15 protein-coding genes and 1 tRNA gene are annotated in these 19,011 nt (G+C 34.1%); 12 read left to right on the forward strand and 4 right to left on the reverse strand.

Annotated elements, in window-relative coordinates; translation table 11 throughout:
• The first annotated feature begins 128 nt into the window (after positions 1-128).
• The 4 genes from FEF17_RS04860 (at position 129) to FEF17_RS04875 (ending at position 4,635) form a co-directional block, all read left to right on the forward strand.
• A complete protein-coding gene (locus tag FEF17_RS04860; protein WP_139001230.1) occupies positions 129-560 on the forward strand; it encodes a DoxX family membrane protein in 432 nt (143 codons plus the stop codon).
• A gap of 152 nt (positions 561-712) precedes the next feature.
• Positions 713-2,749, forward strand: coding sequence for a kojibiose hydrolase (locus tag FEF17_RS04865; protein WP_170180967.1), 2,037 nt, complete (start codon positions 713-715; stop codon positions 2,747-2,749).
• A gap of 49 nt (positions 2,750-2,798) precedes the next feature.
• Positions 2,799-3,821, forward strand: coding sequence for a LacI family DNA-binding transcriptional regulator (locus tag FEF17_RS04870; protein ID WP_139001231.1), 1,023 nt, complete (start codon positions 2,799-2,801; stop codon positions 3,819-3,821).
• A gap of 85 nt (positions 3,822-3,906) precedes the next feature.
• Entirely contained in the window at positions 3,907-4,635 is a 729-nt protein-coding gene (locus tag FEF17_RS04875; RefSeq protein WP_139001232.1) for an SOS response-associated peptidase, read from the forward strand.
• An 85-nt stretch (positions 4,636-4,720) separates the two neighbouring features.
• Here the strand turns inward: FEF17_RS04875 and FEF17_RS04880 are convergent.
• Both FEF17_RS04880 and mce read right to left on the reverse strand, forming a co-directional pair.
• A tRNA-Ile gene (locus FEF17_RS04880) sits at positions 4,721-4,794 on the reverse strand.
• 49 nt (positions 4,795-4,843) lie between these two features.
• Entirely contained in the window at positions 4,844-5,248 is a 405-nt protein-coding gene (gene mce / locus FEF17_RS04885) for a methylmalonyl-CoA epimerase (protein ID WP_139001233.1), read from the reverse strand.
• Positions 5,249-5,369: 121 nt separating this feature from the next.
• Here mce and rbfA point away from each other — a divergent pair, with 121 nt between their 5' ends.
• On the forward strand, positions 5,370-5,765 hold the full coding sequence (rbfA, locus tag FEF17_RS04890) for a 30S ribosome-binding factor RbfA (protein WP_139001234.1): 396 nt from the start codon (positions 5,370-5,372) through the stop codon (positions 5,763-5,765).
• On the forward strand, positions 5,766-6,983 hold the full coding sequence (locus FEF17_RS04895; RefSeq protein ID WP_139001235.1) for an ABC transporter permease: 1,218 nt from the start codon (positions 5,766-5,768) through the stop codon (positions 6,981-6,983).
• Between the two features lie 3 nt (positions 6,984-6,986).
• Here FEF17_RS04895 and dusB read toward each other — a convergent pair whose 3' ends face one another.
• On the reverse strand, positions 6,987-7,982 hold the full coding sequence (gene dusB / locus FEF17_RS04900) for a tRNA dihydrouridine synthase DusB (protein ID WP_139002138.1): 996 nt from the start codon (positions 7,980-7,982) through the stop codon (positions 6,987-6,989).
• Positions 7,983-8,107: 125 nt separating this feature from the next.
• On the opposite strand from dusB, the gene lepA reads away from it, so the two are divergent.
• A complete protein-coding gene (gene lepA, locus FEF17_RS04905; protein WP_139001236.1) occupies positions 8,108-9,904 on the forward strand; it encodes a translation elongation factor 4 in 1,797 nt (598 codons plus the stop codon).
• 39 nt (positions 9,905-9,943) lie between these two features.
• On the opposite strand, the gene FEF17_RS04910 is transcribed toward lepA, so the two are convergent.
• Complete coding sequence (locus tag FEF17_RS04910) at positions 9,944-10,216, reverse strand: hypothetical protein (protein ID WP_139001237.1); 273 nt, start codon at positions 10,214-10,216, stop codon at positions 9,944-9,946.
• A gap of 722 nt (positions 10,217-10,938) precedes the next feature.
• On the opposite strand from FEF17_RS04910, the gene glgA reads away from it, so the two are divergent.
• Genes glgA through glgB form a run of 5 tightly spaced genes read left to right on the forward strand, consistent with a single transcriptional unit; the run spans position 10,939 to position 18,946 of the window.
• Positions 10,939-12,141, forward strand: a complete 1,203-nt coding sequence (gene glgA, locus FEF17_RS04915) for a glycogen synthase (protein WP_139001238.1) — start codon at positions 10,939-10,941, stop codon at positions 12,139-12,141.
• Positions 12,142-12,158: 17 nt separating this feature from the next.
• On the forward strand, positions 12,159-13,427 hold the full coding sequence (locus FEF17_RS04920; protein ID WP_139001239.1) for a glucose-1-phosphate adenylyltransferase: 1,269 nt from the start codon (positions 12,159-12,161) through the stop codon (positions 13,425-13,427).
• A gap of 39 nt (positions 13,428-13,466) precedes the next feature.
• Positions 13,467-15,404 (forward strand): alpha-1,4-glucan--maltose-1-phosphate maltosyltransferase, encoded by a 1,938-nt coding sequence (locus FEF17_RS04925; protein ID WP_139001240.1) that lies wholly within the window; start codon positions 13,467-13,469, stop codon positions 15,402-15,404.
• An 8-nt stretch (positions 15,405-15,412) separates the two neighbouring features.
• Positions 15,413-17,035, forward strand: a complete 1,623-nt coding sequence (locus FEF17_RS04930) for a trehalose synthase (RefSeq protein ID WP_139001241.1) — start codon at positions 15,413-15,415, stop codon at positions 17,033-17,035.
• Positions 17,036-17,038: 3 nt separating this feature from the next.
• A complete protein-coding gene (gene glgB, locus FEF17_RS04935; protein ID WP_139001242.1) occupies positions 17,039-18,946 on the forward strand; it encodes a 1,4-alpha-glucan branching protein GlgB in 1,908 nt (635 codons plus the stop codon).
• Positions 18,947-19,011: the final 65 nt, after the last annotated feature.

The raw sequence follows: 19,011 nt of genomic DNA on the forward strand, positions 1-19,011 counted from the left end.
TCGAAAGCTTAAGCCCTTTTTATTATAATCTAATTTGGAAATTACCAAAATAAAAATGACTTTAGCAGTCATTGGTTCTTTCTTCAAGAATATGTTTTACTCCATTGTGCAACTTGTAAAATAAAGTTATGGCAATTATTAGACTAATTAAAACCAACCATATTTTAGCCATTACAATTGGCATTGTATATCTATGGTTTGGTACTTTAAAGTTTTTCCCACTTCAAAGTCCCGCAGAAAGTTTAGCCCAAAACACAATTGACATCATTACACTACATTTAATACCGAAGAGTGTTTCCATAATTTTATTGGCTCTTTTGGAAACTTTAATTGGAATCATGCTAATTTTAAACATTAAAAGAAGACTTGTGCTAAAAGTAACTTTTGCTCACATTATTCTCACTTTTATACCTCTTTTTGCCTTTTCAGAGATGTCTTTTTCTGTCGCGCCGTATTCTTTTACACTACTCGGTCAATATATATTTAAGAATATTATCATTATTGCTGCTTTAATCACATTATATAAGCTCCCAGATTCAACTGCCTTAAGACGTACTTAAATAACTCAAGAGAAGTTAAACATTATTAATTGCTTTGATTTTCTCTTAAGATAAAATAAATAACTTATTGTAATGTCAATAAAAATTAATAATAAGCCTTTTAAAAATTATTGATTAATACCTTTTGGTGCAATCAATTAAAAGAAAAAATTATGATTAGATTAATTTTCACAATAGTATTCATGTCTGCAGTAATGACAATGAATGCACAGAACGACGGTTGGAATATTACAACCGATGTAAACACTAATTATACTGGTATTGCAGTAGCCAATGGTCGAATAGGAATTTTACCTTCGGAAAAGCTATTTCAAACAGAACAAATTATTCTAAATAATGTTTATGATAAAGAATCGCCTTTAGGAGTAAGTAGAATCTTAAAAGGAATGAATTTTGGCAACTTAGAAGTAGAAATTGATAATGTTAAACTTAGTTCAGATAACATTAGTAATTGGAAACAGACTATAAATATGAAAGAGGCTTACTTCGAAACGTCTTTCTTATATAACAATAAAGCAAGTGTTTCATACAAGATTTATGCCCTTAGAAATGTTCCCTATTCTGGCTATATCGATTTCAAAATCTCTGCAAAAGAAGATATTAATGTAAAAGTTACTGGAATTATTGAAACTCCTGAAGAATATAAAAAACCAGTGAGTACTTTCAGGGTTTTGAGAGATCTAGAAGTTACCATGCCTATTTTACAAACTGTCGCTAAAAGCAGGCTAGAACGCCATACGGTGGCAACGTCTGCGACATTTATCTGGCACAATTTAAATAGTGGTGATGAACATCAAAGGCCGGAACTAGTTAATAACAAGGTTTCAGAATACGATAATCGTTTATCTTTTGAAATGTCTGTTAAAAAGGATGATAATCTAGAATTTGCGTGGACAGGAGCACAATGCTCCACTCAAGATTTTAATGACCCTCAATCTGAGTCAGAACGCTTTGTGATTTTCAATTTATTAACACCTAAAAAAGATTTAATTATTCAGCATAACAATTTATGGGAAGAACTCTGGGAAGGTGATATAATAGTTGAAGGTGATTTGCAATCGCAACAAGACATTCGTTTAGCATTGTACCATTTATATGCTTTTGGCAGAGGCGATTCTAATTTAAGTATTGCCCCAATGGGCTTATCTTCTCAGAACTATAATGGCCATATTTTCTGGGATACCGAATTATGGATGTTTCCGCCGTTACTTTTACTTAATCAGGATATTGCTAGGTCATTAGTTAATTATCGTTCAGACCGGTTAGAGAAAGCCAAACAGAAGGCTATCAATTTTGGATTTAAAGGCGCCATGTTCCCTTGGGAAAGTGACGACACTGGAGAAGAAGCTACTCCAGCTTGGGCATTAACCGGCACATTCGAACATCATATTACAGCAGATGTTGCTATTGCATTTTGGAACTATTATCGCGTAACAAGAAATAGGTCTTGGCTCGTGGAAAGAGGGTACCCAATGTTAAAAGAAGTAGCCGATTATTGGGTAAGTCGTTCTGTAAAAAATGAAGACGGTTCTTATTCTATTAAAAATGTTGTTGGCGCTAATGAATTTGCTCCCAATGTAGATGACAATGCATTTACAAACGGATCTGCCATTACTGCTCTTGAATATGCTGTTTTGGCTGCAAAGGAAACTAATGCAACTCCAAATCCTATGTGGGCAGAAGTTGCAAAAAATATAAAAATTTACAAGTTTCCAGATGGCACAACTATGGAGCATAGCAAATACGATGGCGACATCATAAAACAGGCAGATGTAAACCTATTGTCATTTCCTCTTGATGTAATTTCTGATAAAGAGACCATATTAAAAGATTTAAGGTATTACGAGCCTAAACTTGCCAAGGAAGGACCAGCTATGGGTAAATCGGTGTTTGCGGTTATCTATGCACGACTTGGTGATGCTGAAAATGCCTTCCGTTTATTTAAAGAAAGTTACGAACCCAATAAAAGACCTCCGTTCGGTGCCCTTTCTGAAACTGCAACAGCAGATTTACCTTATTTTGCTACAGGTGCTGGTGGTATGTTACAAACCGTTTTATTCGGTTTTGCTGGGTTGCATTTAACAGAAGAGGGTATTATTCAGAAAGCTCCTATTCTTCCGAAGCAATGGAACTCATTAACAATTAAAGGGGTAGGTCCAGACAAAGAAAATTATACTGTTAAAAACTAAAGGGTAAGAATAAATTGTTGTAACTTTCTTTAACTTTTTAAGTTCAATTATGAAACCCGTAACGTTAAAGGATCTTGCAAAGCAATTGGGTTTATCTGTAACTACAGTTTCGAAAGCCTTAAAAGGCTATCCGGATGTAAGTGAAAAAACCCGTGAACTTGTTAAGAGTTTAGCCGATGAATTGAATTACGTGCCTAATTCATTTGCTGTTGGTTTAAGAAAACAGCAATCCAAAACTATTGGTGTTATTATTCCTGCAATGGTGCACTATTTCTTTTCAAATATTCTTGATGCTATTCTTAAAGAAGCCGAGAATAGAGATTATATGGTAATTATAATGCAATCGAATGAAGATTACGAACTTGAAAAGAAACAAGTAGACCTATTACTAAACAAAGGAGTAGACGGCATGCTTATCTCTTTATCTAATCACACTAGAGACTTCAAGCATTTACAAAAAATAATAGATTATGAGATCCCCTTAGTTCTTTTCGATAAAATAGCCAAACTTGTAGATTGCTCGAAAGTTATCATTGATGACAGAAAAGCAGCCTATGATGCCGTTAGTTATTTAATAAAAAAAGGATATAAACGTATTGCTCATTTTAGAGGAGATCTTAACCCTCAAAATTCAATTGATCGTTTTCTTGGGTACAAAAAGGCTTTATTAGATCATAATATTGAATTTGACCCTTCTCTGGTTTATTTATGTAATAGTAATTCAGACTTTTCAGAGGGTTATTCAAATGCTGAAAAATTAATGCAAGATCATGGTGACAATGTTGATGCTCTATTTACCGTAAATGATTTATTAGCTATTGGTGCCATTAATTATTTCAATAAAAAGAATATTAAAATCCCTGAGCAAATAGCCTTAATTGGGTTTAGCAATTGGTTTATGGCATCGGTTGTTACACCGTCTCTATCTTCAATTGAACAAAATGCCTATAACATGGGTACTAAAGCGGTTGAAATCTTATTCAATGAAATAGACGCTAAATTAAACGACACGGCAATTGAGCATCAAAAAATTACTATTGATACAGAGTTGGTTCTTAGAAACTCATGTTAAATTCATAATTGTCAAAACTCATTTTAATTAAGATTTAAGCATAATTTTAGCGTTAATAAATATTCTATTTTTGTAACTTAGTTACATGTGTTATTCGACAGCTTTAAGAAAAGAAAGAGAGAAAGTTGAGCAGCGATTATTAAATCAATCTGGTGTTAAAATAGAAACACCTAATGAATACAACCCATACTTCCATCTTAACGGATTTACTCATGGAAATTTGTATATCATTAAAATGGATGAACACGACAAAATTTATCCGGCATCATGGGGTTTAATTCCAGATTGGGCAAGTCATAACTCAGTTGAATTTAGAAAAAAAAGTAATACTTTAAACGCACGTTCGGAAAGCATTTTTGAGAAAGCTTCCTTCAAAAATAGCGCAAACGAAAAGAGGTGTTTAATTCTTGCAGATGGTTTTTATGAACCTCATCATGAAAACGGAATTGCCTTACCATATTTTTGCTTTCAACCGACCGAGGAATTTCCGGAAGGCGACTTATTTTTATTTGCTGGTTTGTATAATGAACTTGATGAAGAACTAACAACAACTATTTTAACTGTAGAGGCAAATGATTTCTTTTCTGAAGTACACAATAAAAAGAAAAGAATGCCTTTAGTCCTTGATGATAGTGTTTTAGAAGATTGGTTTGATGATGGAATGAATCAGTCACAAATTAATGAATTAATGGCGTTTGGTTTTTCGACCAAAAAATTCAAAGCGCATCAGGTAAGTAGGGATTTATATAAAAAAGGTGTTAATACTAATAGACCGTATATTGTAGAAAAGGTGACTAAGCAAACTCTGTTTTAATTAGGATTTCTGCCATCAAATTATTTCTGTTGACTAAAAAAGCCTTATAAACAATATGTCTACAAGGCTTTACAATTTCTATTTGTGGTCCCACCTGGGCTCGAACCAGGGACTTTCTGATTATGAGTCAGATACTCTAACCAACTGAGTTATAGGACCCGAAATTGGAGTGCAATATTACTACTTATTTTATTTCTTAGCAAGAAAATTATTTCTTTATCTCTTGACAAAGCTCTATTAAAACACCATTTGTGGATTTTGGATGTAAAAACACAACCAGCTTGTTATCTGCTCCTTTTTTGGGAGTATCATTTAACACCACAAAGTCTTCTTTTTTTAATCGTTCGACTTCAGTATTTATATCCTTTACATCAAAAGCAATATGGTGAACACCTTCACCTTTCTTTTCTATAAACTTTGCGATTGGACTTTCTTCATTTGTAGCTTCTAATAATTCAATTTTATTTTTACCAACTTTAAAAAAGGACGTTTTAACACCTTCACTTTCTACAACCTCAGTCTTGTAGTGGTCTTTTCCAAACAACTTAGAAAACAATTTATTAGAATCTTCAAGGTTTTTTACTGCTATTCCAATATGTTCTATTTTTTTCATTAGTAGAATCTTCGTTTAATTAAAACTTACTTTTTAAATTAATATTCGAAACCTCTATACAAGATATGAAAATACCGAACCAAAAGTAACATAATCCTTAAATATCCGTTATTTTTGCATCATGGAAGAAAGTCAAAGACAACGAAAGATTGCATCGGTTTTACAACGTGATTTAGCAGAAGTGTTACAAAATGCGGCCACACACGGTGGTATGCGAGGTGTATTGATATCTGTTACCAAAGTGAAGGTTACTGTAGATTTATCGGTTGCAAAAGTATACTTGAGTGTTTTCCCAAACGAAAAAGGATCTGAATTACTTAAAGGCATTAAGTCTAACAGTTCTTTAATAAAACATGAGCTCGCACAAAGGACTAAACACCAATTAAGGCGCATGCCTCAATTGGAATTCTTTATAGATGATTCTCTTGAGTATATCGACAAAATTGAGCAGTCTTTGAAAGGAAAAGACAATCCGCTTGACAATCCAGATTTACTTGATAAAAGAAAAAAATCTTAGTTGAATGCGTCGCTTTACATAGCTAAAAGATATCTGCGCTCTAAAAGCAGTAATAATGCTATTAACTTCATAACCATTTTAGCAATTATTGGTGTTATCTTGGGTGCAGCTTCACTCTTTGTTGTGCTCTCTGGCTTTGCTGGATTAAAAGATTTTACAATTCAATTTTCAACCATTGTAGACCCCGATTTAAAAGTTGAGGCTTCAACAGGTAAATCTTTTATTTTATCTGAAGAAGATATTAATGAGCTTAATGCCATAGAAGAAATTGCATTGTTTTCAAAAATTATTGAAGAACGCATCTTCATTGTCGCCGATGATAAAACTTATCCCAGCGCATATATCAAAGGTGTAGACAAGAATTTTGAAAAGGTAAACCCTATAGACTCTATTATTGATCAAGGCAGTTGGTTGAGTGAAAAAACCAATCAAATAGTAGTTGGTTCTGGAATTTCAAGAAATTTGTCTTTTGGCGTTTTAGATTATGCAAAAGACATAAACATATATGTTCCTAAACCAGGAAAAGGTGCTATAAATTCTATTGAAAAGGCCTTTAACACCGTTAGCGCCATTAATGTTGGTGTTTTTTCAATAAATGAAAAATTAGATGATACTTATGTTTACGCTTCTATTGATCTCGCACGACATCTATTAGGTTATGATAGCAATGAAATTTCTTCAGTCGAAATAAAACTTAAAGAAGGGTCAGATGAAAACGTTGTACGAGAAAAGCTTAATAATATTCTCGGTAATAGGATTGTCATAAAAAATAGAGCGCAATTAAATGACGCGCTTTACAAAATGCTAAATACCGAAAACCTTGCTGTTTATCTCATTTTTACATTGGTATTAATTATCGCGCTATTTAATGTTATAGGCTCGATAATAATGATGATTTTGGATAAAAGGAAAAACCTTGCAACATTATTTAATATAGGAGTTACGCCCAAAGACATTAGAAAAATATTTTTTTATCAAGGAAGCTTAATGAGTATTCTAGGAGGGCTACTTGGTATAGGTGTTGGTTTATTGCTAACTATGAATCAAATTTACGGCCCAGAAACTTTAAAAGTATTTATTACACCCTCACTACCTTACCCTGTGAAGATTAAGTTTGGAAATCTTTTGTTAGTGTTTTTAACTATTTCAATTTTAGGAATATTAGCTTCTAAAATAGCATCTTCAAGAATTACTAAAAAACTAATTCAATCAACATAAACTTTAACTCGTAAACTGATAGTCTGAGAATTTCTCCAGCACCTCATCAAAGGCAGCAAAAACATCTTCAGATCGATCACTCGTTACCATTTTCATTCGATATTCTTTGAAATGTGGAATCCCTTTGAAATAATTGGTGTAATGTCTCCGTGTCTCAAAAACACCTAGAATTTCACCCTTCCAATCTATTGACATTTGTAGATGCCTACGCGCAGCTTCAACACGCTCTTCTAAAGAAATAGGAGCTAAATAATTTCCTGTTTCAAAATAGTGCTTTACTTGTTTAAAAAACCAAGGATTACCAATACTAGCTCGTCCAATCATAGCGCCATCCAACCCATAACTATCTCTCATTTCAACTGCCTTTTCTGGAGTGTCAACATCACCATTTCCAAAAACAGGAATATGCATTCGTGGATTATTTTTTACTGCGGCAATTGGCTTCCAATCTGCGTTACCTTTATACATCTGTGCCCGTGTACGCCCGTGTATAGCAATAGCCTTACAGCCCACGTCTTGGAGACGCTCAGCAACCTCAACAATTTTTATAGAATCATGATCCCAGCCTAAGCGGGTTTTTACAGTAATTGGTAAATTAGTGCGTTTTACCATTTCCGCTGTTAGCTTTTCCATTAAACAGATATCTTTTAAAATACCTGCGCCAGCACCCTTACTTACTACCTTTTTTACAGGACAACCAAAGTTTATATCAATAATATCTGGGTTAGACTTTTCTACAATATCAATGGTCTGTAGCATGCTGTCTAGATTTGCTCCAAAAATTTGGATACCTACGGGTCGTTCTTTTTCATAAATATCCAGCTTCATAACACTTTTAGCAGCGTTACGTATTAACCCTTCGCTAGACACAAATTCGGTATAGACAACATCTGCCCCCTGCTCCTTACACAGCGCACGAAATGGTGGGTCGCTTACATCCTCCATAGGCGCTAAAAGCAATGGGAAATCTGGAAGTTCTATCTTGTCTATTTTTACCACTTTATTTTCAATTTGGCGCAAAATTACATCTTTTTAGTTAAAAGACATTCTGGGTTATAAAAACCTAATCGCTCTGAATAAAAATCAACTATATTTGCAGAATCTTTTTTATGAAGATTCCGAGTATGAAAAACATCAGAAATTTTTGCATAATTGCGCATATTGATCACGGCAAAAGCACATTGGCAGACCGCTTGTTAGACTATACAGGTTCTGTGACTGATAGAGAAAAACAAGATCAATTATTAGATAATATGGATTTGGAACGTGAACGAGGCATTACTATTAAATCGCACGCCATCCAAATGGACTATGAATATGAAGGTGAAAAATATGTTTTAAATTTAATCGACACTCCTGGTCACGTAGATTTCTCATACGAAGTATCACGTTCTATCGCAGCATGTGAAGGAGCGCTTTTAATTGTAGACGCGGCTCAAAGTATTCAAGCACAAACAATTTCTAATCTATATCTAGCTTTAGAAAACGATTTAGAAATTATTCCGGTCTTAAATAAGGTTGACTTACCAAGTGCAAATCCAGAGGAGGTTACAGATGATATTGTAGATTTATTGGGATGTACACCAGAAGAGGTTATCCACGCCAGCGGGAAAACTGGTTTTGGTGTAGACAATGTTTTGGCAGCAATTATTAAACGTATTCCTGCTCCAAAAGGAGACCCGACAGCGCCTTTACAGGCTTTAATTTTTGACTCAGTTTACAATACCTTTCGAGGGATCGAAACTTATTTTAGAGTGTTTAATGGTGAGATTAAAAAAGGACAGCACATCAAATTTGTTGCTACCAATAAAGATTACTATGCCGATGAAATAGGCACATTAAAACTTAACCAGGTTGCAAAACAATCGGTTAAAGCTGGAGATGTTGGCTACCTTATTACAGGTATTAAAACTGCAAAAGAAGTAAAAGTTGGTGATACTATAACAGATTTCGCAAAACCTACCACCAATATTGTAGAAGGATTTGAAGATGTAAAACCCATGGTGTTTGCTGGGATTTATCCAGTAGATACGGAGGATTATGAAGACTTAAGAGCTTCCATGGAAAAACTACAATTGAATGATGCTTCTTTGGTGTTTCAACCCGAAAGTTCTGCGGCACTAGGGTTTGGTTTCCGTTGTGGATTTTTGGGTATGTTACACATGGAAATTATCCAAGAGCGCCTAGAGCGTGAGTTTGATATGACGGTTATTACAACAGTACCAAACGTATCGTATCATGCGTATACCAATAAAAATCCAGACGAAGCAATCATCGTAAATAATCCGTCTGATTTACCCGAACCTTCTACATTAAATCGTGTTGAGGAGCCATACATAAAGGCAACAATCATTACAAAAGCAGATTTTGTTGGAAACGTCATGTCGCTTTGTATTGAGAAACGCGGAAATATTACAAATCAAACCTATTTAACTACAGAACGCGTTGAATTAACGTTTGAAATGCCTTTGGCCGAAATTGTCTTCGATTTTTACGATCGATTAAAAACAGTTTCGAAAGGTTATGCCTCTTTCGATTATCATCCGATCGGGATGAAACCATCGAAATTAGTTCGTTTAGATATTTTATTAAATGCTCAGACGGTTGATGCGCTTTCTGCATTGATACATGCCGATAATGCTCAATATATTGGTCGTAAAATGTGTGAAAAATTAAAGGAATTGATTCCGCGTCAGCAATTCGATATTCCAGTACAAGCTGCAATTGGTGCCAAAATTATCTCTAGGGAAACTATTAAAGCGCTTCGTAAAGATGTAACTGCGAAATGTTATGGTGGAGATATTTCTCGTAAGCGTAAATTGCTTGAAAAACAAAAGAAAGGTAAAAAACGTATGCGCCAAGTAGGTAATGTGGAAATTCCTCAACAGGCATTTATGGCCGTTTTAAAATTGAATGATTAAAATAGAAACCTCATGAATATTTCATGAGGTTTCAAAACATTAATTACACGTTGCGCCAAATTCTTCAAAAGCGGCAATAAATTGGGCAAATGTGACGCCTTCATCAAGCTCCTCTACTTCTTCTTGCCCTAATGTTGTAAGTGTTATTGTTCCATCGCCATTATCACAAATTTCTGAGGTTATAGACTCTCCTAAAATCTCTAAATTACAGGTTTGGCATTCTTCGAGCGGTTTATTTTCATCATCACTACTACTACAAGAATTAAATAATAGTAATCCAGCAAAAAATGTACTTAAAGCTATTTTTTTCATTTGGTTGGTTTTTGGTTATAATCTACAATAAAGCCCTTCTTTTTAGCTCTAGCAATTATTAGAGACATAATTACAGATTTAAAACAAATATTTATGATATAATAATAGTAACCCTTAAAATAAACATATTTGACATGAAGTAATAATGTTAATTGCTAAATTCTTATTTGGGTATTATGTATTTTAGAGTTGATTGAATGAAAAAATCACTCTTAAGCTCAAGCCTACATTCCGATTGTAAAGATTAAATTTGTTTGAATGATTACAAGTAAAATAGTGTTTTCTCAAAGGTTTTTTATCGATAATTTCCATTAAAAGTGTTTCTGCCTTATATTCCTCAAAAATAATAACCGCCTAAATTTGTTAACAATTATTTCGTATGTTTATAACATTACAACCGTTGTTTATGGCTAAACTTGCTCAGAAGCCATAGCCTTATTAAGTTTTGGCTGTTTAATGGTTTGTAAAAAACATATTCTGAGTCAAAAATTGTTATTAACAATTTTACGAATTTCAGGCAATGATTTGCTTGATTTTCAATAAAATGGCTTGCAAAAAACAGTTTTTATAATTTTTTAAATTAACACTAGAAAAAAGGTCTTTTGTTTATTAATTTTATTTTTTTTGATGTGGAATTAAGTGATTTATTGACAAATTATCAGAATAATTAACTCAAAGCAAACTAATTTGAAAAATCATCTAAGCGAAATAAAACCAACTATATGAAAGCACTTTTTTACACTCGAGAATTTCCACCTTATGTTTATGGTGGCGCTGGGGTTCATGTTGAATATTTAGCTGAAGAATTAGCTGAATTAATGGAGATGGATGTGAGGTGTTTTGGTGATCAGGATGATAATACTGGTAATCCTATTGTGAAAGGCTATCTGTTTGATAATCCTATTTTTGAGGATGCCGATGATAAATTAAAATCTGTTTTTAAGACGTTGAGTACATGTATTCATATGAATGCAGAACCAATTGATGCAGATGTGGTTCATTGTCATACTTGGTACGCACATTTTGCTGGAATTGTTGCAAAGTTGTGTTATGGTGTTCCGTTGGTTATTACGACCCACTCTCTTGAGCCTTTAAGACCATGGAAAAGAGAACAATTAGGCAGGGGTTATGATGCTTCTTCATGGGTTGAAAAAACAGCCATTGAAATGGCTGACGCGCTTATTGCGGTTTCAGAAGAGACAAAAGAAGATGTTATAAAACATTTTGACGTCGACGAAAACAAAGTGCATGTTATCTATAATGGCATCAATCTTCAGCAGTACGTTACAACTTCTGAAACATCTACTTTAGATGAATATAGTATTGATAAATCCAAGCCATATGTTCTTTTTGTTGGAAGAATTACCCGTCAGAAAGGAATCATTCATTTGGTAAATGCTATTAAATACATAGATCCTGAAACACAAATCGTACTTTGTGCTGGTGCTCCAGATACTAAAGAAATTGGTGAAGAAATGGAGGCTGCAGTAAACGAAGTTAAAAAGACGCGAGACAACGTGATATGGATAGATAAAATGGTAACCAAAGAAGAAATCATTCAGCTTTATTCACATGCTGATGTTTTTTGCTGCCCTTCTATTTATGAGCCTTTTGGAATTATAAACATTGAAGCCATGGCTTGCAACACGGCGGTAGTAGCAAGTGCAGTTGGAGGCATTAAAGAGGTTGTTGTTGACGGTGAGACAGGAATTTTAATACCACTTGAACAGCAAAATGAAGCGCCTTTTGAGCCAATCGATCCAGAAAAATTTGCGCGTGATTTAGCTGATGGAGTTAATAAAGTAATTAACGACAAAGAGTTAAGAGAAAATATGGCCAAAAATGGTCGTAAACGTGTTGAGGATTATTTCGATTGGATCGCCATAGCAAAACAAGTGAAAGAATTATATAAATCTTTACTATAAAATAAAAATAACTAAATATGATTAATAATAAGGTTTTAGCCATAATATTAGGTGGCGGTCAAGGTTCAAGATTATATCCACTTACAAAAGACAGGTCAAAGCCGGCTGTTCCTATTGCTGGAAAGTACAGGCTAGTAGATATTCCTATTTCTAACTGTATTAATTCAGATATTAAACGCATGTTCGTATTAACACAGTTTAATTCTGCCTCATTAAATCGTCACATAAAAAACACCTATCATTTTAGTTTTTTTAGTAGTGCTTTTGTTGATGTATTGGCCGCGGAACAAACACCACAAAATAAAACATGGTTTCAAGGCACAGCAGATGCGGTGAGGCAAAGTATGCATCATTTTTTAAGCCATGATTTTGAGTATTTCTTAATTTTATCAGGGGATCAATTATATCAAATGGATTATCAACAAATGATTAGGGCTCATCAGGAAAATGGTGCTGAAATTTCAATTGCAACAATTCCTGTTAATGCTAAAGAAGCTACCGAATTTGGTATTCTTAAGTCTGATGATGCCAACGTTATTAAATCATTTATTGAAAAACCTAGTGCCGACTTACTTCCAGATTGGACATCGGAGGTAAGTGACGAAATGAAAAACCAAGGAAGAAACTATTTAGCCTCAATGGGTATTTATGTTTTCAATAAAAGTTTATTAACTAAACTCATGGAAAGCCCAGACACGAATGACTTTGGTAAAGAAATTATTCCTCAAGCCATTGATAAGCACAAGACTTTAAGTTATCAATATGAAGGTTATTGGACAGATATAGGAAATATTGATTCGTTTTTCGAAGCCAATATTGGACTTACCGCCGATATTCCACAGTTTGATTTATACGACAAAAAGAAACGAATTTATACACGTGCCAGAATGCTTCCTACAACAAAATTAGCAGGAACTATACTTGAAAAAACTGTAATTGCAGAGGGTTGTATTATTAGCGCAGCGAAAATAGAACAATCTGTTATTGGAATCCGCTCAAGAATTGGTGACGATTCGACGATTATTAACACCTACATGATGGGCTGTGACCACTACGAAACATTAGAAGAAATAGATAAGAATAAGGTTGAGATTTTAATGGGTATTGGTCAACGTTGTTTCATAAAAAATGCAATTATTGATAAAAATTGCCGTATTGGAGATGATGTTAGAATTAACGGAGGCAAGCATTTAGAAGATACGGAAACTGACACCTATTTCGTTAAAGACGGCATCGTTGTTATTAAAAAGGGCGCTGTTATTCCAAAGAACACAACCATTCAATAATTATCTAAAACCTTTTATTTTTTCTATAACCAACCTGATATGAAGGACCAAAGAAGAGTTGTCATTGATTATGTATCCCCCAGTGTAAATTGTGGCAAATTTTACATAAAGCGTGTCGTAAACGAGCTTGTTAATGTAGAAGCTCATATTCTTGCAGATGGACATGATGTTCTTAGTGCGTCTGTGCTTTACAGGCACGAAAGTGATAAATCTTGGAGTGAAATTAGAATGAATCTGGTTTCAAACGATGAGTGGCAAGCAACTTTTAAAGTTGAAAAACAAGGATATTATAGCTATAAAGTCCAAGCTTGGGTAGATTATGCTTTAAATTGGAGGCATGGCCTTATTCGAAAAATTGATGACGGACAACATGTTGTTTCAGAACTTCTAGAAGGAGCAGATTATGTGCAGGCCGTTTCAAGAAGGGTCAAAGGAAAGGACAAAGCCTACCTCCTGCATTTACATAATATTTTTAAAAATGAAAATGATTATGGTGAAGCTATTACCGAAGCGACTTCAGATAAACTATTTCAACTGTTTTTTAATAACCCTATTAAGTTTCTTGACCAAACGTCCCCAGAATATAAAGTTTACGTGGACAGAAAAAAAGCTAGGTTTAGTACTTGGTATGAGTTTTTCCCGCGTTCCACTTCAGAAAAAGAAGGTGTTCATGGTACTTTTAAAGATTGTGAACGTTTGCTTCCTAGAGTTAAAAACATGGGGTTTGATGTAGTTTATTTACCCCCTATAAATCCGATAGGAGAGGTTAACAGAAAAGGTAAAAATAACACAACCGAAGCAGTTGTAGGTGATGTTGGTTCTACATGGGGTATTGGCTCCAAACATGGTGGGCACAAAGATATTCATCCACAACTTGGATCTCTTGACGATTTTAAGTCTTTAATACAACGAGCAAAAGACAATGATTTGGAGATTGCAATGGATTATGCTCTTCAAGCAGCACCAGACCATCCATGGGTAAAAGAACATCCTAAATGGTTTAAGTGGCGTCCCGATGGCACTGTTCAATATGCTGAAAACCCTCCAAAAAAATACCAAGATATCTTACCAATTTATTGGGAAAGCGAGGATTATAAAGCGCTTTGGAGCGAGTGTTTAGACATTTTACTATATTGGATTGATTGTGGTATTAAAATCTTTAGGGTAGATAACCCGCATACAAAACCATTTAACTTTTGGAATTGGATTATAAAAAATGTTAAGGCGTCCCATCCGGATGTTATATTTTTAGCTGAAGCCTTTACAGCTCCAAAAGTTATGCAACAACTAGCAAAACAAGGTTATGCCCAGTCGTATACATATTTCACATGGCGTAATTCTAAGCATGAATTAATTGAATACATAAATGAGCTTACCCAAAGTGAGCTAAAAGAATACATGCAACCCAATTTTTGGCCAAATACACCAGACATTAACCCATATCATTTACAAGGAGCGAACGAATCTAAGCATATACAGCGCTATGCGCTTGCTGCAACTTTAAGTTCATGCATTGGTATATATGGTCCTGTATTTGAATATATGCTTTCAGATTCTTTACTAGGAAAAGAAGAGTACTTAAATTCTGAAAAGTTTCAAATTACTCACTACGATTGGACTATTCAAAACAAGTTAATAACCATTATTGCTAAGATTAATTATATAAGAAACCATAATGAGGCTCTTCAGCAAACTAATAATATTAAGTTCTGTCATGTTGAAAACAACAATTTATTAGCGTTCTACAAGTGGAATGATGATAGAACCAATGAAATCTTTGTAGTTATTAGTTTAGATGCTTATAATTCTCAGCAAGGGACTGTACAGTTGCCTTTATATGAATTAGGTATTCACCCTGGTCACAACCTAGAAATGCATGATCTAATCACCGATAGCCGTTACAATTGGTACAACGAATGGAGCTTTGTTGAATTACACCCAACACTGCCATTTCACATCTTCAAGATTAATAAGTAGGACATATAATGGAAACGGCTGCAACAGATAATACCCCCGCCTTTCAGTTTAATAAAACTTGGGAAGAATTGCTGGACAGCAGCGAGTTTGTTCAGATTTTTTTGTCGGATGTTTTAGAGGAATATATTGTTAAACAGAGGTGGTATGCTGGTAAGGCTAGTAAACTGAAATATATAGAACTAGCTGAATTTTTTAAAATTCAGCAGAAAGGCGAAGTATATTACGGACTTATTCTAGAAGTAAATTTTGTTGAAGCTTTTTATCAGCATTATTTTCTGCCTATTGCATTCGTAACAGATGATAATTTTGCACAACACGACAGAATTCTGCCTATTGAAATTAACAACCAGAGAGGATACATAATTGATGCTGCCAATCTAGAAGCTTTTAGAAAGTTAGTTTTTGAACGAATTGCTACGGCAGATCCAATAGATACTACAAAAGTACAGTACCATAAAAGTCATGGGTTTGAAAATAAATCCTATGAATCATCTCGGTTTATGGGTTTAGAGCAAAGTAATACATCGCTAGTTTATAATGAAAAGTATGTGTTAAAGTTTTTTAGGCGAATTTTTGCTGATAAGAATCCTGATTATGAAATGAGTCGTTTTTTATCAGAAAAAAAAGGTTTCAGAAACACACCTTCTTATTTAGGTAGTATTAATTTGGTAGATTCTGAAAACTCCAATATTACAATAGGATTAATGCAGGAGATGATTCCAAATGAGGGGGATTCTTGGGATTATATGCTTAAAGAACTACATAAAGTCTTTTCTAACTTAGAATATAAGAGTATCGATATTGAATCTTTACCTAATATTGACTTATATGAGCGATTAAGCATCGAAAATATTCCACCACAAATTATTGATTGGGCTGGATTAAATTTATTTTTAAAAGTTCAAACTTTAGCTAAGCGTACCGCAGAAATGCATATTGCTCTTGGTTCAGAATTCGAAGAGACGGCCTTTACACCAGAACACTATAATGGTGATTATGAAGTGTGGTTAAAAAATAAAATGCTTTACCAATTTCAAAACAGATTAAATACTGTTGAAAACAACATGCACAAGCTTGATGGTTTGGCTTTAGATTTAGCAAAAGAATTTCTCGATAAAAAAAATAGTATTAGAAAACGTTTTGTGGATTTTGACTGGACAAAGCTTAAAGGAGAACGCATAAGGATTCATGGCGATTATCATTTAGGGCAAGTATTAGTTGAGAATAATGATTTTTATATTTTAGATTTCGAAGGTGAGCCAGAAAGCACTATAAGAGACAGAAAAGTAAAGCAACCACCGTTAAAAGATGTAGCTGGTTTGTTCAGGTCATTTCACTATGCAATTTATGCCACTATTTTTAATAATAAAGATAGTTATCCATCTAGTCAGAATAACTTATTTAAAGGTGGAGAGATTTTATACCGTTATATTACAGGACTATTTTTAGGCACCTATGTTACCTTAACACAAAATGCAAATTTAAATTTAGGATACAATCAAGAACGTATATTCATATTAAAATACTGCTTACTAGAAAAAGCAATTTACGAATTGGGTTACGAACTTAATTCACGCCCAAAATGGGCGGTTATTCCATTAAAAGGAATATCAAATATTATAAATCATTAATTTATGGCTCAAGTAAAAGTTCACAGTTTATTTACAGAATTTGATATTAATCTCTTTAAGGCTGGGAAGCATTTTAGGCTCTACGAAAAATTTGGCTCTCACCTAGTAACTGTAGACGGTATAGACGGGGTTTATTTTGCTGTTTGGGCTCCTACAGCAAAACAAGTATCTGTTATTGGCGATTTCAACTATTGGATGGAAGGCGAACATCAGCTTAATGTTAGATGGGATTCTAGTGGTATATGGGAAGGTTTTATCCCGCTAATTGGTAAAGGAACGAGTTACAAGTATAAAATCCAAAGCCATAATAATGACATAAAGACTGAAAAAGCAGATCCATACGCAAGACGTTTCGAACACCCTCCAAGAACCGCCTCTATAGTTTGGGATGATGGTTACAAATGGAAAGATAAGGATTGGATGAAAACCCGTAAAAAGAATAATGCAATTGATGCACCATTTTCTGTTTATGAAGTCCATTTAGGTTCTTGGAAAAAACAAATTGAAGAAGATCGATTCATGTCCTATTTTGAATTGGCAGACGATTTAGTAAAATATGTTAGCGAAATGAATTTTACCCATGTGGAGCTCATGCCTATTATGGAATATCCTTACGATCCGTCTTGGGGATATCAACTTACAGGATATTTCGCACCAACCTCTCGTTTTGGATATCCAGAAGAATTTAAATATTTAGTGGATAAATTACATCAAGCTGGTGTTGGTCTTATTTTGGATTGGGTGCCATCCCATTTCCCTGAAGATGCGCACGGGTTAGGGTTCTTTGATGGTTCGCATTTATATGAGCATCCAGATAAACGAAAAGGATATCATCAAGACTGGAAGAGTTTAATTTTTAATTACGAACGTAATGAGGTTCGCTCTTTCCTTATTAGTAATGCTGTGTTTTGGATAGACCAATACCATGCTGACGGTTTGCGTGTTGATGCTGTAGCGTCGATGCTTTTCTTAGATTACTCTCGAGAAGATGGTGAATGGGAGCCAAACATTTATGGCGGCAGAGAAAATCTTGCTGTTATTAGCTTCTTAAAGGAACTTAACGAAGAAATTTATGCATCATTTCCAGATGTCCAGACCATTGCCGAAGAATCTACAGCATTCCCTATGGTGTCTAAGCCCACCTTTGTTGGAGGTTTAGGTTTTGGAATGAAGTGGATGATGGGGTGGATGCATGATACCCTAGAGTATTTTGCGAAAGACCCAGTTTACAGAAAGTACCATCATAACGAAATCACATTTAGCTTAGCCTACGCATTTACAGAGAATTTTATGTTACCTCTTTCCCATGATGAAGTGGTATATGGTAAAAACTCAATTTTAGGGAGAATGCCTGGTGACGAATGGCAACGCTTTGCGAATCTTCGTCTACTTTATGGTTATATGTTTACCCACCCTGGCACAAAGCTCTTATTTATGGGTGGTGAATTTGGGCAATATAACGAGTGGAATTTCCAGGAAAGTTTAGATTGGAATTTATTAGAATTTAAAACACACCAAGACACTCAAAATTATTATAAAGAACTAAATAAACTTTATAAAACCACTCCAGCTCTTTATGAAAAAGGATTTAGTGGAGAAGGTTTTGAATGGATTAGTTATGATGACCATGAAAACTGTGTTATTTCTTATATAAGAAAAGGCTATAAAGAAGAAGAAAACGTCGTTGTTATTTGTAATTTAACACCTTCTATTAGAGAAAACTACAAAATTGGTCTTCCTGTTAAAGGTAAAATAAAAGAAATTTTTAATAGTGATTCCAAAGCCTTTGGCGGTAGCGGTGTTTCAAATACAAGACAAATAACTATTAAAAAAGAGCATTGGAATGGTAAAGATTATTCTGCCGAAGTTACACTACCTCCATTAGCCGTAACTGTCTTTAAATTTCTGTGATAAGAAAAATTTGGAGTTTTTATAATTATACCATTGATTGTTTGATTTTTGCACAAACAATCAAT

It is taken from the genome of Hyunsoonleella aestuarii, assembly GCF_006148925.1.
Lineage (GTDB): Bacteria > Bacteroidota > Bacteroidia > Flavobacteriales > Flavobacteriaceae > Algibacter_D > Algibacter_D aestuarii.

Coding starts and splice junctions, on each gene's coding strand:
- FEF17_RS04860 (WP_139001230.1), top strand. CDS start 129: ATGGCAATTATTAGACTAATTAAAACCAACCATATTTTAGCCATTACA.
- FEF17_RS04870 (WP_139001231.1), top strand. CDS start 2,799: ATGAAACCCGTAACGTTAAAGGATCTTGCAAAGCAATTGGGTTTATCT.
- lepA (WP_139001236.1), top strand. CDS start 8,108: ATGAAAAACATCAGAAATTTTTGCATAATTGCGCATATTGATCACGGC.
- glgA (WP_139001238.1), top strand. CDS start 10,939: ATGAAAGCACTTTTTTACACTCGAGAATTTCCACCTTATGTTTATGGT.
- rbfA (WP_139001234.1), top strand. CDS start 5,370: ATGGAAGAAAGTCAAAGACAACGAAAGATTGCATCGGTTTTACAACGT.
- FEF17_RS04920 (WP_139001239.1), top strand. CDS start 12,159: ATGATTAATAATAAGGTTTTAGCCATAATATTAGGTGGCGGTCAAGGT.
- FEF17_RS04865 (WP_170180967.1), top strand. CDS start 713: ATGATTAGATTAATTTTCACAATAGTATTCATGTCTGCAGTAATGACA.
- mce (WP_139001233.1), bottom strand. CDS start 5,248: ATGAAAAAAATAGAACATATTGGAATAGCAGTAAAAAACCTTGAAGAT.
- FEF17_RS04910 (WP_139001237.1), bottom strand. CDS start 10,216: ATGAAAAAAATAGCTTTAAGTACATTTTTTGCTGGATTACTATTATTT.
- glgB (WP_139001242.1), top strand. CDS start 17,039: ATGGCTCAAGTAAAAGTTCACAGTTTATTTACAGAATTTGATATTAAT.
- FEF17_RS04875 (WP_139001232.1), top strand. CDS start 3,907: ATGTGTTATTCGACAGCTTTAAGAAAAGAAAGAGAGAAAGTTGAGCAG.
- FEF17_RS04930 (WP_139001241.1), top strand. CDS start 15,413: ATGGAAACGGCTGCAACAGATAATACCCCCGCCTTTCAGTTTAATAAA.
- FEF17_RS04925 (WP_139001240.1), top strand. CDS start 13,467: ATGAAGGACCAAAGAAGAGTTGTCATTGATTATGTATCCCCCAGTGTA.